We start from the raw sequence: 25067 nt of genomic DNA on the forward strand, positions 1-25067 counted from the left end.
GCATCGGGCAGGTCATTCTTTCGGGTTTTTCAGAGCAGGGAGTTCGCAAATGCACCTTACCTTATTCTTAAACCAGCTTTTCGTACCTTTGTATATAATTTCGTTCCAACTATGGATTTAAGTGATCTCTATAAAAAAGCAGCCGCTTTTGAATTTTTAAGTGTAGAAGAAGGCGTTTTCCTGTATCATCATGCTCCCCTCAGCGAACTGATGTTTATTGCTGATGAATTGCGTAAGCAGCAGGTGCCACATGGTAAGGTTACCTGGCAGATAGACCGTAACGTCAATACAACCAATGTATGTATAGCTAATTGCAAGTTTTGTAACTTCTTCCGGATTCCGGGGCATGCCGATGCCTATATAACTGATATGCCGACCTATCGCAAGAAAATTGAAGAAACGATTCAATATGGTGGCGATCAGCTTTTATTACAAGGGGGTCATCATCCTCAGTTAGGCTTGCAGTTTTATGTAGATACTTTTAAAGCAATTAAAGCCGAGTTTCCTGATATCAGGCTTCATGCACTGGGACCACCGGAAGTGGCGCATATCACCAAGCTGGAAAAGAGTACCCATCATGAAGTGTTAAAGGCTTTGAAAGAAGCGGGGCTGGACTCCTTACCAGGCGCCGGCGCAGAAATACTCATCGACCGGGTTCGCCGCCTGATCAGTAAAGGAAAATGCGGCGCACAGGAATGGCTGGATGTGATGCATGAAGCGCATAAGCTGGATATTACCACTTCTGCCACCATGATGTTCGGGCATGTGGAAACCATCGAAGAAAGATTTGAACACCTGGTAAAAATCAGGGAAGTTCAAAGCCGTAAACCGGAAGGAACCAACGGGTTCCTGGCATTTATTGCATGGACTTTCCAGGACGTTGATACATTATTAACCCGTATCCGCGGCGTTCATAACCTTACTACGGCTGATGAATACGTGCGCATGGTGGCTTTAAGCCGGATTATGTTGCCCAACATCCTTAACATACAGGCCAGCTGGTTAACGGTTGGCCGGCCAACGGCGCAGCTCTGCCTTCACGCCGGAGCCAATGATTTTGGAAGTATTATGATTGAAGAAAATGTGGTAAGCGCCGCGGGCGCTCCACACCGTTTTACTTACCGTTCGATGCAGGATGCTATCAAAGAAGCAGGTTTTGAACCTCAGTTACGAAACCAGCTATACCAATGGCGGGAAATACCCAAAGCTATTGTAGAGCAGGTAGTAGATTATTAAATAATGCCCATGAGTTGTAACCGGAACTTCTTTTTTCTTTTGCCCACTGTATTTCTATCTGTGGTCCTGGTTTTTACCTCATGCCAATCATCGCCCAAAACCGGCGACAGACAACAGGCTGACCCGGATAATTCCAATACGGTGCAGTTAGATCCCACAGATGCGGCCTACCAGCGTCAATTAAAAAATGTAAAAGATAGCATTGGCTATTTCATTACACTTTTAAAGGCGAAAAATGAAAATCATTTTGACTTTTTCGCCAAAGCAGAATTTGTTGATGGTGATAAAGCTGAACACATGTGGTTTTCGGCGGACAGCCTGGTTGGCAATAAAATTGCAGGTCTTTTAGATAATGAACCTGTAGAATTAAAAAATGTTATTTATAAAGACCGGGTGACAATAGATCTGAAGGAGATTGAGGATTGGGCGATCTATGATAAAGATTCCCTCGTTGCGGGAAATTTTATTGCCTACGAATAATAATAATACGGTAAATCGTATACATAGTGACAATTAACGACGGCAGGCCTTACAGTATTTAATTAAAACCAATGATATGAATGCATCGGCTGTAAAAAAAGTGGTGGTAGTTGGAGGTGGATTTGCCGGAGTTAATTTTGTAAAAAGGTTAGCTCAACACAAAGAGTTTGAAATTACCCTGGTAGATCTTAATAATTACAATTTCTTTCCTCCTTTGTTATACCAGGTGGCTACGGGCTTTCTGGAACCTTCCAGCATCAGTTATCCCTTCCGGAAGTTTTTAAGGAACAAGCCTAATGTGCGCTTTCGAATGGCAGCCCTTAAGCAAGTGGTGCCCGCTGAAAATAAGGTGATTCTTTCCAATGGAGAACTGGAATACGATTTACTGGTAATGGCTACAGGCGCCACCACCAATTACTTTGGAATGGAAAATGTAAAGCAACATTCCATTCCCATGAAAACACTGAGCGATGCCCTGGCGATGCGTAACCTGCTTTTGAACCGCTTAGAGGAAGCGTCACGAACCACTGACAGGGAGGCGAAACGAAAGTTGCTGACCATTGTAGTAGCAGGAGCCGGACCCACCGGTGTGGAGGTTTCGGGGATGTTCGCTGAAATGAGGCAAAGCATCATACGTAAGGACTATCCCGAATTGGGCAAAGGACTCAGCGAAATTATACTGGTAGACGGGGGAGATGCTGTCTTAGGGCCCATGTCTGTTGCGTCACAAAAATATTCAAAGGAGTCGCTGGAGAAACTTGGTGTAAAAGTGATGCTGAATAACCGCGTAAAGGATTTCGACGGGGAAACGGTGGAGCTGATCGACGGTAATTCCATCACCACTAAAAACCTGATCTGGGCGGCCGGTGTATCGGCAATAGCATTTGAAGGTTTTCCCATCGAAAGTTTCGGGCCGGGCAAACGTATGCTGGTAGATGCATTTAATAAAGTACAGGGCACTGAAAATATTTATGCCCTGGGTGATACCTGCCTGCAAACCACTGATGAGAAGTTTCCTAAAGGACACCCGCAAGTAGCACAGGTGGCCATACAGCAGGGTCAGTTATTAGCTAAAAACCTGCCCAAAGATTTTTCGTTGTGGAAGCCTTTTTTGTATAATGATAAAGGCTCCATGGCTATCATTGGTCGTAACAAAGCAGTTGCAGATATTCCCAAACCTAAATTTCATTTTAACGGCTTTCTGGCCTGGGCGGTTTGGTTATTTATACACGTGATGTCCTTGCTTACTGTTAAAAACCGTATCCGCACATTGGTGAACTGGATTATTGCTTATTTCAGCAGGGACCAATCATTCCGTATGATTATCCGCCCGCAGGATAAGGATAAGAATGTGACTGCATAGCGGGTAGGGCCGGGACGGCGGTTTACCAACATTTTCTTAAATTAGAACATGCTTGAGAAAAACCTGCTATTGGTTATTTCCCTCTTGTTTATTATCACCCTGCTTACTATGCTGGGTAATAAACTGAAAGTGGCGTACCCTATCTTCCTGGTTATAGGCGGTTTGCTCATTAGCTTTGTTCCCGGTGTTCCCGATCTGCGCATCAGCCCGGATATTGTTTTTTTCATTTTTTTACCACCGGTACTGTTTGCAGCTGCCTGGCAAATACCCTGGGCAGATTTCTGGAAGTTCAGGCGACCTATTGCCAGATTTGGCTTCGGCCTGGTGTTCTTCACTTCTACCATTATTGCTTTTTTGACGCATGCATTGATCCCCGGCTTCACGCTCGCATTGGGTTTTGTTTTAGGTGGCATTATTTCCCCGCCCGATGCGGTTGCTGCTACCTCTGTTTTAAGAAAATTAAATGTTCCCCGCAATATTGTTACCCTGCTCGAAGGCGAAAGCCTGGTTAACGATGCGTCAAGTCTTATCGTGTTCCGCTTTGCACTACTGGCGGTTACCACCGGACAATTCAGTTTTTTAGATGCCTCGCAAAGCTTTGTATTAATGGCCCTGGGAGGAACCGGGGTAGGCCTGGGTATCGGCGGAATCCTCTACCTCATTCACCGTTTCTTTCCTACCACCACTGCCATTGATACCGCCCTTACATTGATCTCGCCTTTTGTGATGTACCTCGTTGCAGAGCACCTGGGCTTTTCGGGTGTATTAGCGGTTGTTTCAGGCGGATTGTTCATTAGTTATCATTCGCACCGGATATTAACTTACAGCTCGCGATTGAATATTAATGGCGTTTGGGATACATTAACCTTTTTACTGAATGGATTTATATTTATATTGATCGGACTGCAGCTGCCTTATCTATCCCGGCACTTTACAAATAACACTATCAAGGACGCGCTATTTTACGGAGTGATCATTAGCCTGGCCGTTATTGCCATTCGCGTGGTATGGGTGTATAGCATTAATTATTTCAGAATAATGCTGCACAGGAGAAAGCCGCTTAAAGATGAGCTGCTCACCAACAAGGAAGCTTTCCTTATTTCCTGGTGCGGCATGCGTGGGGTAGTATCGTTGGCTGCAGCATTATCCATTCCCTTTTTTGTTCAGGAAGAAGAAATGTTTCCCTACCGGTTCCTGATTCTCTTTATCACCTTTGTGGTCATACTCATTACATTAGTTATTCCTGGTCTCACTATAGGTCCATTGCTAAAGTGGCTTAAAATAGAGGATAAGCAGGCCGGCGAAAAAAAGCGAAGCGAACAAATGATAAAATTAAGCCTGGCGCAGGCTACACTCACCTATTTAGACAATCATTTTACCGAGGACCTGGCAAACGATGAGCATTTTAAAGCCGTGCATCACCGGTACGAGCGTATGATTCAGCTAAGTAAGCAAAAGCTGGAAACTATTGAAACCGGCGGCGCAAAGAGTAGTCAAAAATCTACACCCCGGCTAAAAAAAATGTTGCTGGAGCTAATTCAATTAAAGAGAACAGAACTGGCTAAGTACCTGGCTAACCGTACTTTTGATGAAGAGCTCATACGCGAAAAAGAACGGGAATTAGACCTGGAAGAAGCCCGCCTTAGAAGCAAAGAGGGCTGATTTTTTTGCTTTTATTTCCCGACTTTTGCGCCCTTAATCCCCGTTTAAATGGAAAAGTATTTTATAGACGCCACTTATGAAAATGTTGATTATACCGAATTACTGCTGCCGTTAGGGGAATATGAAGGCTGCACTTTTCATAACTGTAATTTCTCTGCCAGTAACCTCAGCAAGTTGTCTTTTATTGATTGTACATTCGACCAATGTAATATCAGCAATGCACAGTTAGCAGAAGCCATTATCAGAGATGTGCAGTTCAATCATTGTAAAATGATGGGCTTACATTTTGAAACCTGCAGCGATTTTCTTTTTTCTGCATCATTTACCCAATGTACCCTCAATCTGTCTTCTTTTTATAAATTGAAAATTAAAAATACGGTATTTAACGATTGCGTTTTACACGAAGTTGATTTTACCGATACCGATCTGACCGGAGCTTCTTTTACCAACTGCGACCTGAAAGGAGCCACATTTGATAACACTTTATTGGAAAAGGCAGACCTGAGTACAGCTTACAATTATCTAATAGACCCGGATAGAAACAAGATCAAAAAGGCCAGATTTTCTAAGGATGGGCTATTAGGGCTATTAATGAAATATAATATTGTAGTCCGCTAGCCTACTTTTTCCCTTCTTAGTAAGAAAGTTTTCCGCATTTAGTAAATACCCAAGATCGCTCCCGCAATATTTTCGCGAAAATTTATTCTGATGAGAAAAGTATTATTGTCTTTAGTAACACTACTATTATGCCAGCTAACATGGGCGCATGCTATCTGGATTGAAACATTCCCAACCGGCAGTAAAAACAAAACCCAGGAAATAAAAGTATTCTTTGGCGAATATGCTGATAACGATATTACAGCCGCAGAAAAATGGTTTTCTGATTTAAAAGACTTCAAGATCATTGCCATTGCACCCGATGGATCAATAGAAACACTCTCAACTGTAATTGGTACCGACCACTATAAGAGTAGCTTTACGCCTAAACAGGAAGGTGTTTATACTATAAGCCTGCACCACCCCGTAAAAGACCTTTATCATGGTACCAAGATCAATTATTTCAGCAGTGCAACTGTTAAAGTAGGCAAGGCTGATACAGGAAATGAGCCCAACATTAACAAGAATTTTATCAGCCTGCTGGCAAAGGATGCGGCCATCGCTACAGCCAACAAAGAAGTTAAAGTAGTGGCCTTGTTTGAGGGCAAACCGGCAGCCAAAAAAGAAGTGCAGGTTTTTGCACCCAATGGATGGAGCAAAACTTTCTATACCAATGAAGCAGGTGAGATCAGTTTTACGCCGTTATGGGCTGGCAAATACCAGGTTGAATTTTCTCATACCGATAATACCGAGCGCGAAGAAAACGGTAATAAAATCACCAAAACTTTTAACGGGGCTACTTATATGCTATTTATAAAATAAATTTACAGGTTGCAAGACTGTGAAAAATAACAGAAATCCCACTTATAGTCTTCGGCAATGCCCTTAAAGTAAATCTCTGTTATGGCCGTCTTCGTTTAAAATAAGCATATTTACAAAATAGCTTAGCGCGAATCAACCATAATGAAGATTTCTTTAAAAAAAAAATTGCGTAAAATAATGTGGGTGCTGCTATCGGCCATTGTCATCATCATTGCTGCGGTAATGATCTTTATTAACCAGAAAAGTTTCGGAAAAGCGCCCTCTGGTGAACGGCTCGAACGGATCAAAAAGTCTCCAAATTACCGGGACGGGACCTTTCAAAATCAAAATCCTACCCCTAATTTTTCTTCAGACAAAGGGTTTACCGGAGTTTTGTATGATTTCTTTTTTAAAAAGGTAAAAGACCTGCGGCCTTCTAAAGATATTCCCACTATAAAGACCAACTTAAATGGTTTAGGTACTGAAGATGCCCTGGTGTGGATGGGACATTCTTCTTTGTATATGCAGGTAGCCGGTAAAAAATTCCTGGTTGACCCCGTATTGGTTTCGGCCTCGCCCTTGTCCGCTTTTAATAAGGCCTTTAATGGCGCTGCTGCCTACCAACCCCGAGATCTTCCTGATGCAGACATATTGATTCTGACGCATGACCACTGGGATCATCTGGACTATGAAACCATGATCAGCTTGAAGGACAGGGTAGGCCAAGTAATTTGTCCGTTGGGCGTGGGAGAGCACCTGGAATATTGGGGCTTTGACAAAAAGAAAATAGTAGAACTGGACTGGGATGAACAAACTTCGGTAGATGGGTTTACCATTACCGCTCTACCTGCCCGGCATTTTTCCGGTCGCGGCCTTACCCGCAACAAATCTTTATGGGCTTCCTTTATGATACAATCTCCCACAGGCGGTAATATTTATCTGGGTGGCGACTCTGGTTACGACAGCCACTACACGGCCATTAAACAACGCTTCGGAGCCATCGACCTAGCCATTTTGGAAAACGGTCAGTATAACGATGCCTGGAAATATATTCACCTGGTGCCTGAAGACCTGGTAAAAGCTGTGAAAGAACTGAACCCGAAAAGACTTTTTACCGTTCACAACTCTAAATACGCTTTGGCAATGCACGCCTGGAGCGAGCCACTTGAAAATATTTCCAAAGCGGCCGAAAAAGATAGCATCCACCTTATGACGCCCATGATAGGGGAAGTAGTACATTTAAAAGATACTTTACAAACCTTTAAAAAATGGTGGCAGTAACGGAACTCCTCTTTTAAAATTCACACCAAAAGAAAATACCAATTAAATTTTTGCAACGTCGTAGCTTTTATTTGTAAGATTACCGTCAACTTTGTTAGCACCCACTTGTTAGTTAAATTTATTATTTATAGCCAATTGCTATTAACTATTAACAACAAACCGATATCCACATGAGTACGAATGTAAAAGCTTTCGGCACCGAAGCTGCTGATGCCCATCTTCAGCCAATGAATATTGATCGCCGCGATGTTACCCCACAAGACGTGGAAATTGAAATATTATACTGCGGCGTTTGTCACTCTGACCTGCACACCGCCCGTAACGACTGGGGGGCTCCAAATACCCCTCTGTGCCCGGACATGAAATTGTGGGAAGAGTAACCAAAGTAGGCAGCGAGGTTACCAAATTTAAAGCCGGAGACCTGGCAGCAGTAGGCTGCATGGTGGATAGCTGTAAAACCTGCGACAATTGTAAGCAAGACCTGGAACAATTTTGCCTGAATGGTTTTACCGGAACTTATAACGGAAAAGACAGGCATTCCGGCGGACATACTTTTGGCGGATACTCTGAAAAAGTAGTGGTAGACGAGCATTTCGTTTTAAAAGTACCTGAAAACCTTGACCTGGCAGCTGTAGCGCCAATCCTTTGCGCAGGTATTACTACCTGGTCGCCGTTAAGGCACTGGAAAGTAAAAGAAGGCAGCAAGGTGGCGGTGGTGGGTTTGGGTGGACTAGGTCATATGGCTTTGAAGCTGGCGCATGCCCTGGGGGCTGAGGTTACCTTGTTTTCAAGAAGTGCGGGGAAAACAGAAGAAGCAAAATCTCTGGGTGCAGATGCCGTAATTATATCTACAGATCCTGTGCAAATGGACTCTGTAAAAAGCAAGTTTGACCTGATCATCGATACCGTGCCCTATGTACATGATCTGAATCCTTACGTACAGACGCTGCATACCAGCGGCACTTTAGTTCTAGTTGGCTTCCTGGGCAACCTTGAACCGATGCTGAATACAGCGCCATTGGTATTAGGTAGAAAATCCATTGCAGGATCTCTGATCGGCGGTATTGCAGAAACACAGGAATTACTTGATTTCTGTGGGCAGCACAATATCGTGTCAGAAATAGAACTCATCAAAATGCAGGATATCAACCTGGCTTACGAAAGAATGCTGAAAAGTGATGTGCGTTACCGGTTTGTAATTGATATGCAAAGCCTGAAAAATTAATAATATAACATTTAGTAAAGAGGTGATCCCATTCGTGATCATCTCTTTTCGTTTGTAGCAACCTGGCTGCGGTTTCGAATTATTCAGGCAGGCTTCTTATCTATGCTGGTCAATCAAAATAGGATTACCATCCGGATCGGTAAGCGTAATGTAAGCGGAACCTGTTGTTGTTTCATCAGCCTCGGCAGTCAATTCAACACCCTGCTTTTTCAGGTGTTGCTGAACTGCACGCACATCGTCAAATGCTGCCAGGTGTTTGGCTTCCTGGTCCCAACCGGGATTAAATGTGAGCATGTTTTTATCAAACATACCCTGGAAAAGCCCGATAACAGATGTTCCGTTCTTCAGCACAATCCAGTTTTGATTAATATCTCCTCCTTTGTAAGTGAACCCCAGCTTTTCATAAAATGCTTTTGAAGCATGAATGTCTTTAACTGTAAGGCTTACCGAAAATGCACCCAGTTTAATATTATCCATCTGAACTGATTTTATATATAATAAATGTATCGAAAATTTATTTCCGTGAAAAAAATCGCCGCAGGTACCCGGAATTTCAGCGTGCCTTGTAAGATTGATTTGCTGGTACAACTAAATATTATTTAACCCCGCCTGAATCGGGCAGGCGCCAGGACGGGACAACGCTAAGAAAAATTTCCATAAAACATTCACAGCAGAGAAGCGGAGATAACGCAGAGTGGTGCATTACATATTCCAGGTTTACTTTAGCTGGATAGTACTATAACCTGTGGGTATCCTTTGCGTCCCCGTTTCTTCGCGCCTGTCCGACTGCAGCAGGCGGGTTAAGAGATATAAGCAGCTTTTTAGTTATATTTATTGTATCGAAAACTTTAAGGGCTCTCAGGGCCTTTATGTAATATCTGCGCAAATGAAAAGTTCACGCCGTTCGTTCATCAAAATTTCGGGAGCGCTGACAGCGCTGGCTACCTTGCCAGGCTCCGTCAAAGCATTCTACCAGGATGTAAAAAAATTTTTTGTTCCTCCCAAACAAACCATACCGCTCACTATCAACATTAATAAAAAACCGTATAAGGTAACTGCCGATACCCGCACTACTTTACTGGACCTTTTAAGGGAGGAGTTGCAACTAACCGGCACTAAAAAAGGTTGCGACCATGGTCAATGCGGCGCCTGTACCGTACATATCAATGGCGAACGGGTACTTAGTTGTCTTACCCTATCGGCACAAACTGTTGGAAAGGAGGTTACCACCATTGAAGGCTTAGCCGATGGCGACCAGTTACACCCCATGCAACAGGCATTTATAGAATGCGATGGCTTCCAGTGCGGATATTGCACGCCCGGCCAGATCATGTCTGCCGTTGCCTGCGTAAAAGAGGGACATACAAAGTCCGTTGCAGAGATAAAAGAATTTATGAGTGGTAACCTCTGCCGTTGCGGGGCTTACAACGGTATTGTTGAATCTATACAAAAAGTGGCAGCTATATGAGACCCTTTAGTTTTAGTAAAACGGAAAATACGGCGAAGGCTGTAGCATCCAAAAATGACCAGGCCCGGTTTATCGCGGGTGGCACTAACCTGGTAGACCTGATGAAAAAGCATATTGCCCAACCTGAGGCTGTGATCGATATAACCAGCTCACTTTCGGCTAAAATAGAAAACACTACCAAGGGCCTGCGTATCGGTGCGATGGTTCGGAACAGTGCTTTGACTACTGATAGTAAAATACTTTCGCAGCACCCGCTAATAGCAAAAGCTGTGTTGGCCGGCGCTTCTCCCCAGATCCGGAATATGGCCAGTACCGGCGGCAACCTGTTGCAACGCACCCGTTGCCCTTATTTTTACGATACAACAAGTCCTTGTAATAAAAGAAAACCGGGATCGGGTTGTAGTGCCCTTAAAGGCGAAAACCGGATGAGCGCCGTAGTAGGTTATAGTGATCAATGTGTAGCGGTTCATCCTTCAGATCTATGTGTAGCACTTGCTGCTTTGGATGCATCGGTAAATATTATAAACAAACAGCAGCAAAAAACAACCATTGCCTTTAAAGACTTTCACCGGCTGCCTGGCGATCAACCTCAAACAGATAACCAGTTGCCTGCGAATGCTTTGATCACTTCTATCGATATCGCATCCCATCCGTTTCATAAAAATAGCGCTTATGTGAAGTTGCGCGACCGCGACTCCTATGCATTTGCTTTGGTGTCTGTTGCTGCCGCGCTTCATTTGCTGGGTAATAAAATTAAAGATGCCCGTTTAGCCTCCGGAGGAGTAGCTCATAAGCCATGGCGCTGGTACGCTGCCGAAGCTTATTTAAAAGGAAAAGAAGCGAACGTTGAAAACTTTAAAAAAGCGGCCGATATCGCCATAAGTGGGCTGAAACCCTTGTCCGGCAATGCTTTTAAAATACCCATGTTGAGAGGGGCTATAGAAACAGCATTGCAGAATTGCCTGGCAGGTTAAATGCTTCATTTTATAAAGATCAATCACGATAAATATTATTCAACAAAAGCACCGGCTGATAGATAAACTTTGATTATGGCATTTTTTGATGAATCTTTTGATAGCGTGGCTCCTGCCGAAGGACGCGTAGAGGGTGTAGCAAAAGTTACGGGAAAAGGAAAGTATGCGGCGGAATACGAAGTGCGGGGTGTATGCTATGCGGTACTGGTAGACAGCTCCATTGCCTCGGGTACGATCAAAAATATTAACCTGCAAAACGCGAAGCAGGTTGCAGGTGTGATCGATATTGTAACCCATCAACATAAACCGCAGGTTCCGGGCCTGGCCGATGAAGCTAAAATAAAGGAATCCAGGTTTGGGCTTCCTGTCTTTCATACCGATAAAATATACTTCAAAGGCCAACCCATTGCCATCGTCATTGCCGACACCCTCGAAAACGCTACTTATGCCGCCTCACTGGTTACGGCAGATTACGATACCACTCCCTTTAAAGTTGATTTTGAAAAAGAACATCCCTTAAATCCACTGGCCCATGCGGGTAAGGAAAGAGGCTCTTTAGACAGCTGGAATAACCTGCCACATATAGTAGAAGCTTCTTACAACATAAAAGCGGAAGTGCATAATCCCATGGAGATGCATGCCACTATTGCGCACTGGATTAGTAACGATCGGTTAAAACTATTCGATAAAAACCAGGGAGTAAACAACGTACAACGCAGCTTTGCCAGGCTTTTCAATATTCCCGAAAAGAACATTGAAGTGTTCAGCGAATTCGTTGGCGGCGGGTTTGGTTCGGGCTTAAGAGTATGGCCCGGCGCTCTGGCAGCTGTAATGGCGGCGAAGCAGGTGAACCGCCCCGTGAAATTGATGTTGACGCGCCCGCAGATGTTTCATTCGGTAGGTTATCGTCCGGCATCCTGGCAAAAAGTAAAAATGGGTGCAGATAACGAAGGCAATATTGCCGGTGTATGGCACCAGGCTAAAAATGGCACTTCTGTTTATGAAAGTTTTGGAGAAGGTATTACACGTGTAACCCGTCTTATTTACAAATTTCCCAACCTCAAAGCCGAATCGGCCATTGTACCTCTGAATCTCTCCACACCTACCTGGATGCGGGGACCGGGCGATTGCACCGGCGATTTTGCCATCGAAAGCGCCATTGACGAATTAAGCTACCAAATAGGAATGGACCCTGTACAGCTACGGCTTAAAAACCTGGCCTTGGATAAAAACCCCGACTCAGGCTTACCCTGGTCCACCAACTTTATCGACGAATGTATCAAAAAAGGGGCGGCGATGATCGACTGGACACAGCGCAAAAATAAACCGGGGCAAACCCGGGATGGAGACTGGAGCACCGGTTACGGCATGGCAGTGGGCATGTGGAACGCGGGTCGCGGCAATGCCAGTGCCGGCATCGAAATGCGCAAGGACGGCAGCATTACGGTACAAACAGCCATGACCGATATTGGTACCGGGACAGGAACGGGTATGTACAATATAGCACACGAGGTTACCGGTATTCCTAAAAGTAAAATAAAAATAGAGCTCGGCAATTCCACTTTGCCACCGGCGCCCAGCCAGGGCGGCAGTACCGGCTTATCTTCTGTAAGTGGCGCGGTAGTGGCTGTTTGCAGCGCCCTGAAGTTGAAGCTGGCCGAATATGCAGCGACTATTAACGAAAAATATAAAGGGGTTACCGCCGCAGATGTACTACTCTCAGAAAATGGGATTTCTTTAAAATCAGCTAATACCGAGTTGGTTTCTTATAGCCAGATCTGGTCAAAAAACAACCTGACCGTTATTGACCTGGAAGCCAGCTCAGGCCCCGGCGAAGAACGTAAACAATATGCTTTCTGCTCTTCTGCAGCTCATTTTTGCAAAGTGCGGGTCAATACCAAAACAGGTAAATTGAAAGTAGAAAAGCTGGTTTGCGTGGCAGACGGCGGTAAGATAGTGAACGAAAAAGCTGCCGCCAACCAGATGTCGGGTGCAGCCGTAGGGGGTATCGGTATGGCTTTGATGGAAGAGCAGGTGGCAGATGGTCACCTGGGTGGACTGGTTGGCAACGACCTGGCCGGCTATCATTTTGCGGTTAATGCCGATGCACCCATTATTGACGTGGCTTTTATCGGCAAGCCGGATGTTAACATCAATCCCACAGGAGCAAAAGGTTTGGGAGAAGTGGGTATCATTGGCGTTGCGGCTGCTATTTCTAACGCCATTTATAATGCAACCGGCAAACGTTTGAGAGATTTGCCGATTACACCTGACAAAATATTAGATAAGTCTTAAAAGAAGTTAAATGCTTACAGCTATTCATCCTAAATTACCCATGCGCAATAAGTTGGCTACAAAAGCTTATTATATAGACCGGCTGGGTTTTAAAGATTGCGGCGCTGTTGACTACGATGGCTACCTCATGGTTGAAAAAGAAGGCATAGAAATTCATTTTTTTGAGTTCAAAGAGTTGAATCCCGCTGAGAATTATGGGCAGGTCTATATCCGTACCAACAATATCGAAGAGCTGTATCAATCTTTAATAAACAGCAATGTTGCTATTCATCCTAATGGGCATTTGGAAACCAAGCCCTGGGGACAGAAAGAGTTTTCTTTACTGGACCCTGATAATAACCTGCTGACATTTGGGCAACACTCTTCCTAGTGCGGAGATTAAAACCATTTAGGTATTAAGGTTATTAAGCCAGCAGCAATCTGATATTCTTCTACTTGATTCATTTTATTTTTTCCAAATGATATCGGGCAGATGTTATATTATCCTTATATCATTCATATAGTATTAAATGAATTAAAACAATTCGGGCATTTCGTTTTATCCTGTCGATTGCCCTGTTTCTGTCTTCCTTTTGCCAATATAAAGTTCACTACATTTGGTTCTCAAAACCAACCAACCATGGCGATCAGGATTTTTATTACAGGCGGCACTTTTGATAAGGAATATAATATGTTAAATGGTCAGCTCTATTTCAAAGACACCCACCTGCATGAACTGTTAGAAAAAGGGCGTAACCTGGTACCCGTTGAAATAAGAACACTGATGATGATTGACAGCCTGGAAATGACCGAGGAAGACCGCGAGTTAATTGCTTACCAATGCGAACAGTGCGAGGAAGAGCAGATCGTAATTACGCATGGCACGGACACCATGGATAAAACCGCTCAGGTTCTGGCGGAAAAAGTAAAGAATAAAACGATCGTTATTACCGGCGCTATGATTCCTATTAAATTTGGCAGCTCCGATGGCTTATTCAACCTGGGTAGTGCTTTGGCATTTGCCCAAACGCTTCCCCCCGGCGTTTATGTAGCGATGAATGGCCGTTATTTCAACTGGAACAATGTTCGCAAGAACAGGCAATCAGGCATTTTTGAAGAAATTAAATAAAAGCAACACCGGCAATCGCTTTTCTACTTATAGTTTCCCCATCTTTGCAGGCTCAATAAACGAAATGGAGAAGTCGCTCCCCGAATTCCGGTAACCGGATAATCGGATGGTGGTTTTTCCGATTCAAAATAAAAACCAATCGGATGAAAACTTCGAAAAGCGCTGCCATCGGCTTTATTTTTATAACCCTTACTATCGATGTTATCGGCTGGGGATTGATCATCCCGGTGATGCCCAAGCTCCTTTCTGAATTAAAGCATATTCCGATCAATGAAACGAGTACCTGGGGAGGCATACTGGTATCTGTTTTTGCGGCCATGCAATTTATTTTTGCGCCATTGATGGGAAATCTTAGCGATCGCTTTGGACGAAGACCCATCATTTTGCTATCCCTTCTCGGATTCTGTGTAGATTATATCATCCTCGCCCTGGCTCATAATTATGCTTTGCTTTTTGTTGGCCGCGTGCTCGCAGGTATCACCGGGGCAAGTTTTACAGCAGCAAGTGCTTATATAGCAGACATTAGTACGAACGAAAACCGAGCTAAAAATTTTGGATTGATCGGTGCAGCCTTCGGATTGGGATTTGTACTGGGCCCTGCACTGGGTGGTTTGCTGGCCGGCTGGGGCTTAAGGGCTCCTTTTTATGCAGCCGCGATTCTTTGCTTTATTAATTTCTTATATGGTTATTTTGTACTCCCCGAATCGCTAAAGCCGGAAAACCGCAGACCTTTTAGCTGGCTAAAGGCTAATCCTGTCGGGTCTCTTTTGTTCTTCATAAAACATAAGGAAATAACCGGCCTCGTTGCAGGTTTTATTTTTATATACCTGGCAGCTCACGCGGTGCAAAGCAACTGGAGTTATTTTACCATGTTTGTGTTTGACTGGACTGAAAAGCAGGTCGGTATTTCTCTGGCAATTGTGGGCGTATTGGTTGGGCTGGTACAAGGCGGTCTGATACGCATTATTAACCCAAGGCTCGGGGATGAAAAAAGTACTTACCTGGGACTTTTGCTATATGCAGTAGGTTTAACGCTGTTTGCTTTTGCTTCTCAAAGCTGGATGATGTATGTATTCCTGATCCCTTATTGTTTGGGTGGCATTGCTGGTCCCGCGCTACAGTCTATTATAACCAAACATATTCCTAATAACGAGCAGGGAGAGCTGCAAGGCGGTTTAACCAGCCTGATGAGCCTTACTTCTATATTTGGTCCGCTAATTATGACGGGGTTATTTAACTATACCACACATAAAGAGTCTGCCATTCACTTCCCGGGGGCACCGTTCTTACTAGGTGCTGTTTTTATGCTGATCAGCATCTGGATATCCCGCATAGTGTTACAGAAAGAGCGCAAAGAAAATCCTGAATTGGCTAAACGCCTGGATGAGCCCGCAACAGAGCCAACGATTACGCAAGCCTAAACATAAAATACTAAAACATCCGTTTAGTACCATTTTTGGTCCGAAAAACGACATAAGGATACGGCGATTGCGGTGTAATTTTGTATAGTATTAAACGTGCTATGACAAAGTTCCCGGTATACAATATTTGCAATATCAGTGCTTCATCCACACCGCCGGATGAGGATATTCTTGTGGAAGACTTTGCTCAATACATTAGCCGTCATTATGCAAAACTGAATTATCCACACCGGCACGCTTTTTATCATGTTGTATTGTTTACCGCGGGCAAAGGAACACATACTATCGATTTTAAAACCTTTCCCGTAGTGGCTGGTCAGGCGTATTTTATGATTCCCGGGCAGGTGCATGGGTGGCAATTTGAAGGAAAAGTAGAGGGTTATATTATTAACTTTTCCGAGACTTTTTTCAAGTCGTTTTTATTGAATTCTTCCTACCTGGACCAGTTTTCTTTTTTCAGCGGCAATTGTGATGAAGGCGTCATTCAATTAAAAGGTCCTTTGCATAAGGAAGGAGAACTATTAATGAATGAAATGTTGAAAGCTGCTGAAGGCAGACCCGTTCATGAAGACCTGATCAGGGTATTGTTACTGCGTTTCCTGATACTCGCCGATGAAGCTTCCGGAAAAAAAGTGGCCAATTCCATACCCAATCAAAAAGTATTGACGTTAAAAACATTCCGGAACCTGATCGAAAAAAATTACCGGCTGTTAAAGTTGCCAAACGAGTATGCAGCGCTCATGTACATTACGCCGCATCATTTGAACGCCTTATGCCAGGACCTAACCGGTCAAACAGCCGGCGAGCTGATACGCGACCGGGTAATACTGGAAGCCAAACGGCTTTTAGTGAATGAAGAAATGACGGCTGCAGAAATAGCCTGGAACCTCAATTTTAAAGACGCTTCTTATTTTAACCGCTTCTTTAAAAAGGCAACCGGACTTACGCCTTTCGAATTTAGAAAACAGATTAAATAAATAATGGATCATGCATACACAAACAATTCCCTCCGTTCAAACATCAGACGAAAGCAAACCTGGTTTTTTAAAAGTGCTGCAATGCAAATGTCCCCGTTGCCGCAAGGGCAATCTGTTTGTTGAACGGAATCCATATAAGTTATCCAGCATTATGAAAATGAATGAGCCCTGCCCGGTTTGCGGACAACCTTTTGAGCTGGAAGTAGGCTTTTATTATGGCAGCGGCTATATCAGCTATGCTTTATCCATTGCGTTAAGTGTTGCTTCTCTTATTGCCTGGTGGGTGTTTGTTGGCCTGAGCGTTAATGATAACAGGATTTTTTACTGGTTGATTTTTAATGCTGTTTTACTGCTTGCCTTACAGCCGTTAATCATGCGGTTAGCACGGGCAATATGGCTCTCCTTTTTTGTGAGATATGATAAAAACTGGCGAACCAATCCGCCTAAACAATCAGAAAGACTGAACAAAGACCAGGGAAATAACTGGTAGTAATTATTTCAAAGCATCTTTTAAAGCGGCTACATTTTTCTTTTCACTGCCAATAAATATCTTGTCACCCAGGATAACTACCGGGCGCTTGAGAAAAGTATCGTGCTCTAATATATAGTTTTTATAATCTTGCTCTGTCAGGGCCTTATCTTTTAAACCCAGCTCTTTATACTTAAGCGCCCGGCGACTAAACAGCGATTCAAAAGATCCTGCCAGTTTTTTCATCTCATCCAATTGGGTCGATGTTATGGGCTGGGTTCTGATATCCTGCAGCTTAAATCCCGTTTGTTCGCTGATATTCGCCTCTTTCATTATTTCGGTACAGGTGCTGCAGGTGGACAGGTAGTAAATCTTCTTCATCAACCAAAGATAGTAGTTGAGCGCATAACATTCACAAGTCAGTCATATAGTGTTTTACCGCAATACGCAATGACGCGGGGGTGATTACAATAATGGTTTCTATAAAAAAAGACCATTTCAAAGCTTGAAATGGTCTAAGGAGAAGGGCAGAAGGAATATTTAATCTTTACTTTTTGTTGGGGAGTTATTTTCGTTACAAATATTTTGTATCTGGCTAATGATATCACGGGATATATTATTAAAAGTAGGTGCTACAACCGAAGAGCCTCCTGTATTATTAGCAATAAGTTGTATTTGATAATTAGCAGGATATAATGTATTGCCGCTGAAAGTAGTCAGCAATACACACTGCACCCCCATACTATTAGCCGCTGTTGCCAGGCCTTGTAAAAAGCTATCGTCTGTTGCATTGGCATTATCATCATCACCGCTGGCCGGGGCATCGGTGATAATAATAGCAAGTTTCGTAATGTTACCCCCGCGCCATGCGCCTGCAAAGCTGTTGTTCAAAATTTCGTGCAATAGCAAATCTCCAGGCTCTGGTCCTCCAATACCCCAACCCATGGGCATGTTAGGGTTATTATTCAGGAAAGAAAGCTGTGTGCTGAAGCTGGCGGCATTAGCGGGAGCAAACATTTGCATCATAGTAAGATGCTGATCAGTACCGCTGCCGGTTGTTATTATTTTCTTTTGTGCAGCAGGCAGAGCCGTATAGGCCGGGCTGGTAATATAGGAAGGCCCGCTTCTTTTCGGATATTCGTCGAAAATACCCAGCGCGAGCCTGTAATCACCACCAGATTCAGCTAGAATAGTATTAACAATCGTATTGACTTCGCTTTTTATGGAGTCAATTGCGCTACCCATACTCCCCGTATAATCTATTAAAAAGGCAACATCCATCCCGGCAGCACAACCAGTGGGTACTTCGTCGTAGTCGCACAAGGCAGCATTCTTGTCGCAGGAGGTAGCAATAAAAGTGATAATTCCTATTATTAAAATGGCAATTGACTTTGTATAAAACTTTTTCATAACAAACTTTTTAAAGGGTTGAAAATGGGAGGCCAACGGAACAACCTCCCTGGTTGGTTAGGGTTAGCGGCTATCAGGACAGATTACCTTGATTTCGGTACGGCGATTGAGTTGATGATCAGCTTCGCTGCAATCCACTCCGTCTTTACAGCGGTTCAGTAACTTTCTTTCTCCATAACCCATCGGGATCAACCTTTCTTTTTGTATGCCCTGCAGCACCAGGTATTCTACTGCTGCGTCTGCACGTTTTTGTGAAAGATTCATATTATAGGTATCCGAGGCCCTGGAGTCTGTATGTGACGACAGCTCTACTTTTACGCCGGGATTATCTTTCATAAACTGGGCAAGCTTACGTAGCTCAGGTTTTGCATCTTCCCTTATAAAATATTTGTCGAGATCGTAATAGATATTTTTAAGAATAATTGCTTTGCCACAGTCGGTTTTTTCCATACATACTTCCAGCTTGATAAACAGTGTTTTATTCCGGTCGAAATTTTGAGTGGAGATCATTTCTGTCTGTGAGAAATAATCATTCTTTTTAGCATATACTGAATAAGCAGCATTTTGTAAAGCCTGGAAAATAAAAGCGCCCTTATCGTTAGTATTGGTTGTTTTTTGTTCTGCTTTTACAGTATTCGTCAGCACCACAGAAGCTCCGCTCAATGGATTGGCCACATTACATTCTACTACCTGTCCGCGAAGTATAAAACGATCGTCGGCATATAATATTTCTTTTTGGAGCGTTTGGTTAGGTTCGAATTCATTTTTATTGGCTAGAGCACCCTTAAGATCAATATCAAATAGTTTTCCGGCTATTGAATAATTATCAGGACGGATATTATTAAATACGATCACGCCATAATTATTGGTAGCACCGCTTTGAATAATTTCGCCGTATACATTTTTGATCACAACATCTGTATTCGGCAATATTTCGCCGGTGTACTGGTCTTTGGCTGTAATTGCCAAAGCATAATTATCGCAGGTGTTACACTCTTCTTTGGGTGCCGGCTGCTTTTTCTTTTTGGGTAGTTGAATGCTCACCCCTGCGAAAGCGCCTAAAGAGCTGATATCACAATTGCAGGCATTGTTACGCTGCACCAGGGATGGTTGTGATCCGGTATTCTCACCCGTAAACGGCAAATAGGCTGCAGAAAATCCTAGTTTGGCATTCGTAAGTTCAGGCGTTTGAAAATGCCTCAGGTAATACACGCCGGCATGCAGACCAACCGAACGGGTAAAATAATAGCTGAACTGCGCCTGGACCTTTGCGGATAATACATTTTTGGCATCATATCCTGCATGATGGTTCAATAACTGAGCGGGCGCAACAACAGACAGGTTGGTGTACCCGCCTTTTATATGGGTCAGTCCTCCGCGTAAAAATAGTTCAGCGGCAAATTTTTCGTCCCGCTGGTATTTAAAAGAGGGTCCGATGCCGTAGAACATACGGGTGACCTTGTCTTCCTTCAGATCCAGTACTGAGCTATTGTAAGCGCTGGTGGGATAATTGCTTTTCGGGCTATTTTGGATATAATCAAAATCTCCGCCCAGGCCTAACCAACTCCAATAGTAATTGAAGCTGGCTCCCGCTGCGAAACCACCTTTGTAATTAATATACGGTGTATTGTTATTGTAAAATGGCAGCAGATCGTAACCGCCCCTGAAGGAAGCTCCCAGACCGTTCCGGGCTGGGCCGTAAGGGTTGGTTTGCGCGGTTACAGCAAACATTAGTGTTTGTAAAACACACAGTAAAATAAATATCTTTTTCATAATATACCTGTTTAAGTGAAGCCTACTCTGGCAGTTTTCGGCATCCCTGGTTGAGTTATTTGCAGGTATATCAGGTATCAGGAGCAATTGTTACCCCTTAATGGGATTTCTTTTGTTGAAGACGTGAACGCTGACCCTTACCGGTACTTTATTGTCAAATATGCGTTCATTTTGTACCATGAGCGCCACTGCCAGCTATCATCCGCCAGCTGTCAACATCCTATTCAAAATCCCAACCTTTCCTCAAAAGATTTGTTATCTTTGCATACTAATTTTCAGAATTATGATTAAAACAGGAAGTCCCGTTATCAGCATATATACAGAAATGACACCGAACCCGGAAACCATGAAGTTTGTTGCCAACAAGCTTTTGTATCCTGGTAAGAGTATCGATTTCCCGGATGCGGAAAGTGCCAAACCTTCACCGTTAGCTACAGAATTATTTGGTTTTCCATTTATTAAAGCTGTTTTTATTGCCAGCAATTTTGTCACCCTCACCAAAACACCGGATGCGGAGTGGATGGACGTGACACCTTCTATCCGCCAGTTTTTAAAAGATTACCTCGAAGAAGGAAAAGAAGTGATTAACGAAGATGAGATTGTTGAAGTAAAAAAGGAAAGCAGCAACGAAGTATTGGCTGACGACGATGATGTAGTAAAACGTATTAAAGAATTACTGGAGAACTATGTAAAGCCTGCTGTTGAAATGGACGGTGGAGCTATCCAGTTTAAAAGCTATAACGATGGGGTGGTTAACCTGATGATGCAGGGTAGCTGCAGCGGATGCCCCTCATCAATGATCACTTTGAAATCGGGTATTGAAGGCATGATGAAGCGTATGATCCCTGAAGTAAAAGAGGTTGTAGCAGAAGCAGAATAATTTTTTCAATTTTTGTTTTTTTTGAAAAGCTGTGCATTCAACCGCACAGCTTTTTGTTTAAGCTTACTTTTGAAAAAATCTACGTTTGCAGGAATTTTTTAACCAGTTGATCAGCGGTCTCAAAGCCACCACCATTCCAGAGTACATAGCCGTGCTGGCTGGTATTGCCAGTGTTTGGTATAGCCGTAAAGAAAATATCCTGGTTTATCCTACCGGATTACTTAATACCATTATTTACATCTGGTTGAGCTTTAAATATCATTTGCTGGGTGAAGCTTCGGTAAATTTTTACTACACCCTTATGAATATGTATGGCTGGTACTTATGGACCCGCAAAGATAAACAGCAGCAAGCCATTATTCAGGTTCGTTTTTCGTCGGCAAAAGAATGGCTGGGGCAATTATCCTTTTTTGCCTTTTTCTACCTCAGCATTTTTTTTGCATTGAGCTATTTGAAGAAGGCCTTTGCACCGGGTGCTATTCCCTGGGCCGATGCGCTGGCTTCAGCAAGTGCCTTTACCGGTATGTGGCTGATGGCTAAGAAAAAAGTAGAAAGCTGGTACTGGTGGGTTATTACTAATATTTGCGGTATGCCTTTATATTTTGTAAAAGGGTTGGTATTTACATCCGTTTATTATTTTGTTTTGCTGATTTTAGCAATAGGAGGGCTGATGGAGTGGCGAAGAAGAGCTTATCTAAATAGGAGTAATGATTAAAAAAATTGTAATTATAGGACCGGAGAGCACGGGGAAAAGCACACTTTGCGAACAGCTGGCGGCTCATTATAACTCCGTTTGGTGCCCCGAATATGCCCGGGAGTACCTGTTGCAAAACGGCACCAATTATACATTTGATGATCTGGCTACCATAGCAAAGGGACAGGTGGCTTTGGAAGATGAGTATGTGGAACGGGTAAGAAGTCAAAAGCTATCTAACATCCGGCATCCGGCATCGAAGTTCCAGCCTCTTTTTATCGACACCGATATGTATGTAATGAAAGTATGGTGTGAATTTGTTTTTGGACAATGTCACCGGTTTATACTAGATGAAATTGTGGCACGTAAATATGATCTGTACCTGCTTTGTAACACCGATCTGCCCTGGACCAGGGACGAACTACGGGAATACCCCGACCTGGAAACCCGTGAAACCTTGTTTAAGATGTATAAAGACCTGCTCGTTAACCAGTCAACACCCTGGGTGGAGATTAAGGGCAGTAATGATGATCGCCTCAAAGCAGCCATTGACGCCACTGAAAAATTGCTATATGAAAATCAGCATTAAAAAATATTCGGGTATCTACGTTTTACAGGCGACACAGCAACTGAACACAACCCTGGCTGACGCCTGGAGTTATTTTGCCACACCTGCCAATCTTCAAAGCATAACGCCTGAAAATATTGGTTTTGAGATCACTTCGGGCAACAATGGCGATATGTATCCTGGTAAATTAATTACTTACCAGATCTCTATTTTCCCCCTGATAAAAAATAAATGGGTTACTGAAATTACGCATATCGCTCATCAAAAATATTTTATCGACGAACAGCGAAAGGGACCTTATGCTATGTGGCACCATGAGCACCATTTCGAAGAAAATGTGAAGGGTGTATTGATGACAGACCTGGTTAGTTACAAGCTACCGATGGGGTTTGCTGGTCGTATGGTTGCGGGCAGGCTGGTAGCTAAAAAGCTACACGATATTTTTTCTTTCCGCTATAAAACCCTGCAACAATATTTTGGCTAATGTGCCGCGTTAGATGTAAGCACACTTTCTAATTCTGCCAGGGGACGTACACCCGACTGCCGCCAAACCGGTTTCCCGTTTTTAAAAACAATCAATGTGGGCACTCCCTGTACCTGGTAAGCGCTGGCTGCCTGCGGACTTTTATCTACATCAATTTTAATGATCGTAGCAGCATCGCCCATACGCTCTTTTAACTGCTCCAGCACGGGCGCCATCATTTTACAGGGACCACACCACTCTGCAAAAAAGTCTACCAATACCGGCTTATCCTGGTTGATGATTTCTTTAAAAGTCATATTTGTTCTTTTTGTCTATAATAATAACACAAAAAGCAGACCACCAGTTCAATTAAATAAGTGTGGCGTTCAATGGAGTAAAATTTTGCCTATTTGCCACCGATAATTGCCTGTATATCTCTGTCAGGTCTTAAAAAATTCATCTGCTGCACAATCTTCTTGCTACGTGCGGATACGTAGGCGCTCATGGGCTTTACCGAGTACTTTTTAGGATTGGGCAACGCTGCGGCTATGGCTGCTGCCTGGCTTTGCGAAAGATCTTTTGCTGATTTTCCAAAATAGGTTTGAGCTGCTTTTTCTATCCCAAAAATACCTTTCCCGGTTTCTGCTACGTTCAGGTACACTTCTAAAATCCGCTTTTTCCCCCATATTTTTTCGATCATAAAAGTAAAGTAAGTCTCCAGGCCTTTTCGGATCCAGCTACGTCCCTGCCATAGAAAAACATTCTTTGCTGTTTGCTGGCTGATAGTGCTGCCGCCGCGAACACGCCCTGGCTTTCTTTGGTTGTAATCCAATGCCTTTTGAATACTCTTCCAGTCAAAACCGTTATGATCGGGAAAGAGCTGGTCTTCAGCAGCAATAACAGCCAGTCCTGCATTTACCGACATCTGGCCCAGGGAAACATACTCCTTTTCTAAACCATGCTCCTCTATCAAACTAACGAGTTGCGTGATGGTTATGGGCGGATTTATCCATTTTAAAGCAACGATATAAAGTAGTTGAGCAATGAAAAGAACAATGAATGTCCTCTTAATCCGTCTCCATATTCTTTTAATCCGCTTCATGCCCTTGCAATATATAGAAAAGTTTAATCGTTTATATGTCGAACCCGATGAACCTTGTCATAAAAGATAGTGAAATAGTCCCCGGCCGGGGTGGGTACTTAATCATCTGTTAACCAATAAATGCTCCGGGTTGTATTTTGCCGAGGGGTTAGTGCGGTTTATAAAGCAGCAGACCCACCACCAGGGCAATGGAAAAGCCAATTAATATGATACCATTGATACGATTAATGAGCTGAATATTGTGCGGGGTAAGCCGATTACGAATTTTACCGGCCAGCATTACTTTGGTGATATCTGCTGCCAGCACGATTAACAAACAGGTAGCAAAAATAACTACCCGCTCCTGTATGGTGTGGTTGATGACAGATGATGAGGCCATTAGCCAATATAAAAATACAGAAGGATTCAGGGTGTTCATTAAGAACCCGGAAAGAAACATTTTAGCATAATCTCTTTTACGGAAATTGATCTGAATGGCCTTACCCTGCTCATTAATCCTTACTTTTTTAAAGAAAAGAAAATAAATGCCCAACGCGAATAAAAATAAACTCCCCGTAATGCCAATGCCTTGTTTGTATTCGCTGATCTCCAGAAATAAAGCAGAGAATACATTGCTGACAAAAGCAAAAGTAAAGTCGCTTGCAGAGACTCCGGCAACAAATGCGATCCCGCCTTTATGGCCCACATTGATGCTATGCTTTATGATAGAAAAAAGTACGGGACCAACCGCTATGCTTAACAATAATCCTAAGGTTAATCCTTTAATTAAGCCTTCAATCATAGTGCCGGCAAGATTAATGAAGTTTTTTTAAGGAGCGAA

28 protein-coding genes are annotated in these 25067 nt (G+C 43.3%); 21 read left to right on the top strand and 7 right to left on the bottom strand.

The window, feature by feature from the left end; genetic code table 11:
* Window positions 1-111: 111 nt before the first annotated feature.
* From mqnC to U0035_RS22980, 9 genes are all read left to right on the top strand, one after another.
* Entirely contained in the window at window positions 112-1236 is a 1125-nt protein-coding gene (gene mqnC, locus U0035_RS12940) for a cyclic dehypoxanthinyl futalosine synthase (protein ID WP_114790493.1), read from the top strand.
* A 9-nt stretch (window positions 1237-1245) separates the two neighbouring features.
* The gene (locus U0035_RS12945; RefSeq protein WP_162817802.1) at window positions 1246-1716 is read left to right on the top strand and encodes a DUF2314 domain-containing protein; all 471 of its coding nucleotides are present in this window, start codon (window positions 1246-1248) and stop codon (window positions 1714-1716) included.
* Window positions 1717-1792: 76 nt separating this feature from the next.
* Entirely contained in the window at window positions 1793-3079 is a 1287-nt protein-coding gene (locus U0035_RS12950; RefSeq protein WP_114790199.1) for an NAD(P)/FAD-dependent oxidoreductase, read from the top strand.
* Between the two features lie 48 nt (window positions 3080-3127).
* Window positions 3128-4741, top strand: coding sequence for a Na+/H+ antiporter (locus U0035_RS12955; protein WP_114790200.1), 1614 nt, complete (start codon window positions 3128-3130; stop codon window positions 4739-4741).
* A gap of 48 nt (window positions 4742-4789) precedes the next feature.
* Window positions 4790-5359: a pentapeptide repeat-containing protein gene (locus tag U0035_RS12960; protein WP_114790201.1), complete on the top strand. Its 570-nt coding sequence runs from the start codon at window positions 4790-4792 to the stop codon at window positions 5357-5359.
* 90 nt (window positions 5360-5449) lie between these two features.
* Entirely contained in the window at window positions 5450-6160 is a 711-nt protein-coding gene (locus U0035_RS12965; RefSeq protein ID WP_114790202.1) for a DUF4198 domain-containing protein, read from the top strand.
* 141 nt (window positions 6161-6301) lie between these two features.
* On the top strand, window positions 6302-7420 hold the full coding sequence (locus U0035_RS12970; protein WP_114790203.1) for an MBL fold metallo-hydrolase: 1119 nt from the start codon (window positions 6302-6304) through the stop codon (window positions 7418-7420).
* Window positions 7421-7590: 170 nt separating this feature from the next.
* The gene (locus tag U0035_RS22975; RefSeq protein WP_394365420.1) at window positions 7591-7800 is read left to right on the top strand and encodes a hypothetical protein; all 210 of its coding nucleotides are present in this window, start codon (window positions 7591-7593) and stop codon (window positions 7798-7800) included.
* Window positions 7770-8645 carry an NAD(P)-dependent alcohol dehydrogenase gene (locus U0035_RS22980; protein WP_394365421.1) on the top strand — a complete coding sequence of 292 codons (876 nt, stop codon included), beginning with the start codon at window positions 7770-7772 and terminating at the stop codon, window positions 8643-8645. Before U0035_RS22975 ends, U0035_RS22980 begins: the two co-directional genes overlap by 31 nt.
* A 96-nt stretch (window positions 8646-8741) precedes the next feature.
* Here U0035_RS22980 and U0035_RS12985 read toward each other — a convergent pair whose 3' ends face one another.
* Window positions 8742-9122, bottom strand: coding sequence for a VOC family protein (locus U0035_RS12985; RefSeq protein WP_211316379.1), 381 nt, complete (start codon window positions 9120-9122; stop codon window positions 8742-8744).
* A 409-nt stretch (window positions 9123-9531) separates the two neighbouring features.
* Here U0035_RS12985 and U0035_RS12990 point away from each other — a divergent pair, with 409 nt between their 5' ends.
* The 8 genes from U0035_RS12990 (at window position 9532) to U0035_RS13025 (ending at window position 17378) form a co-directional block, all read left to right on the top strand.
* Entirely contained in the window at window positions 9532-10113 is a 582-nt protein-coding gene (locus tag U0035_RS12990; RefSeq protein ID WP_114790204.1) for a (2Fe-2S)-binding protein, read from the top strand.
* Window positions 10110-11087, top strand: a complete 978-nt coding sequence (locus U0035_RS12995; protein WP_114790205.1) for an FAD binding domain-containing protein — start codon at window positions 10110-10112, stop codon at window positions 11085-11087. The genes U0035_RS12990 and U0035_RS12995 overlap by 4 nt, the downstream gene beginning before the upstream one ends.
* A 75-nt stretch (window positions 11088-11162) precedes the next feature.
* Window positions 11163-13382, top strand: a complete 2220-nt coding sequence (locus U0035_RS13000; protein ID WP_114790206.1) for a xanthine dehydrogenase family protein molybdopterin-binding subunit — start codon at window positions 11163-11165, stop codon at window positions 13380-13382.
* Between the two features lie 10 nt (window positions 13383-13392).
* Entirely contained in the window at window positions 13393-13752 is a 360-nt protein-coding gene (locus tag U0035_RS13005; protein ID WP_114790207.1) for a bleomycin resistance protein, read from the top strand.
* Window positions 13753-14001: 249 nt separating this feature from the next.
* Complete coding sequence (locus U0035_RS13010) at window positions 14002-14490, top strand: asparaginase domain-containing protein (protein ID WP_114790208.1); 489 nt, start codon at window positions 14002-14004, stop codon at window positions 14488-14490.
* A gap of 143 nt (window positions 14491-14633) precedes the next feature.
* On the top strand, window positions 14634-15911 hold the full coding sequence (locus U0035_RS13015; protein ID WP_114790209.1) for a TCR/Tet family MFS transporter: 1278 nt from the start codon (window positions 14634-14636) through the stop codon (window positions 15909-15911).
* A 101-nt stretch (window positions 15912-16012) separates the two neighbouring features.
* Entirely contained in the window at window positions 16013-16888 is an 876-nt protein-coding gene (locus tag U0035_RS13020; RefSeq protein ID WP_114790210.1) for a helix-turn-helix domain-containing protein, read from the top strand.
* A gap of 10 nt (window positions 16889-16898) precedes the next feature.
* Window positions 16899-17378 carry a DUF983 domain-containing protein gene (locus tag U0035_RS13025; RefSeq protein ID WP_114790211.1) on the top strand — a complete coding sequence of 160 codons (480 nt, stop codon included), beginning with the start codon at window positions 16899-16901 and terminating at the stop codon, window positions 17376-17378.
* A 3-nt stretch (window positions 17379-17381) separates the two neighbouring features.
* Here U0035_RS13025 and U0035_RS13030 read toward each other — a convergent pair whose 3' ends face one another.
* From U0035_RS13030 to U0035_RS13040, 3 genes are all read right to left on the bottom strand, one after another.
* Window positions 17382-17738, bottom strand: a complete 357-nt coding sequence (locus U0035_RS13030; RefSeq protein ID WP_114790212.1) for an arsenate reductase family protein — start codon at window positions 17736-17738, stop codon at window positions 17382-17384.
* Between the two features lie 159 nt (window positions 17739-17897).
* Window positions 17898-18767 (bottom strand): vWA domain-containing protein, encoded by an 870-nt coding sequence (locus tag U0035_RS13035; protein ID WP_114790213.1) that lies wholly within the window; start codon window positions 18765-18767, stop codon window positions 17898-17900.
* A 63-nt stretch (window positions 18768-18830) separates the two neighbouring features.
* Window positions 18831-20540, bottom strand: a complete 1710-nt coding sequence (locus U0035_RS13040; protein ID WP_114790214.1) for an OmpA family protein — start codon at window positions 20538-20540, stop codon at window positions 18831-18833.
* 283 nt (window positions 20541-20823) lie between these two features.
* On the opposite strand from U0035_RS13040, the gene U0035_RS13045 reads away from it, so the two are divergent.
* From U0035_RS13045 to U0035_RS13060, 4 genes are all read left to right on the top strand, one after another.
* A complete protein-coding gene (locus U0035_RS13045; RefSeq protein WP_114790215.1) occupies window positions 20824-21420 on the top strand; it encodes a NifU family protein in 597 nt (198 codons plus the stop codon).
* An 85-nt stretch (window positions 21421-21505) separates the two neighbouring features.
* Entirely contained in the window at window positions 21506-22135 is a 630-nt protein-coding gene (gene pnuC / locus U0035_RS13050; RefSeq protein ID WP_114790216.1) for a nicotinamide riboside transporter PnuC, read from the top strand.
* Window positions 22128-22703 carry an AAA family ATPase gene (locus U0035_RS13055; RefSeq protein WP_114790217.1) on the top strand — a complete coding sequence of 192 codons (576 nt, stop codon included), beginning with the start codon at window positions 22128-22130 and terminating at the stop codon, window positions 22701-22703. Before pnuC ends, U0035_RS13055 begins: the two co-directional genes overlap by 8 nt.
* On the top strand, window positions 22687-23166 hold the full coding sequence (locus U0035_RS13060) for an SRPBCC family protein (RefSeq protein ID WP_114790218.1): 480 nt from the start codon (window positions 22687-22689) through the stop codon (window positions 23164-23166). Before U0035_RS13055 ends, U0035_RS13060 begins: the two co-directional genes overlap by 17 nt.
* On the opposite strand, the gene trxA is transcribed toward U0035_RS13060, so the two are convergent.
* From trxA to U0035_RS13075, 3 genes are all read right to left on the bottom strand, one after another.
* Entirely contained in the window at window positions 23163-23462 is a 300-nt protein-coding gene (gene trxA / locus U0035_RS13065; protein ID WP_114790219.1) for a thioredoxin, read from the bottom strand. The genes U0035_RS13060 and trxA overlap by 4 nt on opposite strands.
* An 89-nt stretch (window positions 23463-23551) precedes the next feature.
* On the bottom strand, window positions 23552-24247 hold the full coding sequence (gene mtgA / locus U0035_RS13070; protein WP_211316380.1) for a monofunctional biosynthetic peptidoglycan transglycosylase: 696 nt from the start codon (window positions 24245-24247) through the stop codon (window positions 23552-23554).
* A gap of 148 nt (window positions 24248-24395) precedes the next feature.
* The gene (locus U0035_RS13075) at window positions 24396-25028 is read right to left on the bottom strand and encodes a LysE family translocator (protein ID WP_114790220.1); all 633 of its coding nucleotides are present in this window, start codon (window positions 25026-25028) and stop codon (window positions 24396-24398) included.
* Between the last annotated feature and the right edge of the window lie 39 nt (window positions 25029-25067).

The organism is Niabella yanshanensis, assembly GCF_034424215.1.
Classification (GTDB): domain Bacteria; phylum Bacteroidota; class Bacteroidia; order Chitinophagales; family Chitinophagaceae; genus Niabella; species Niabella yanshanensis.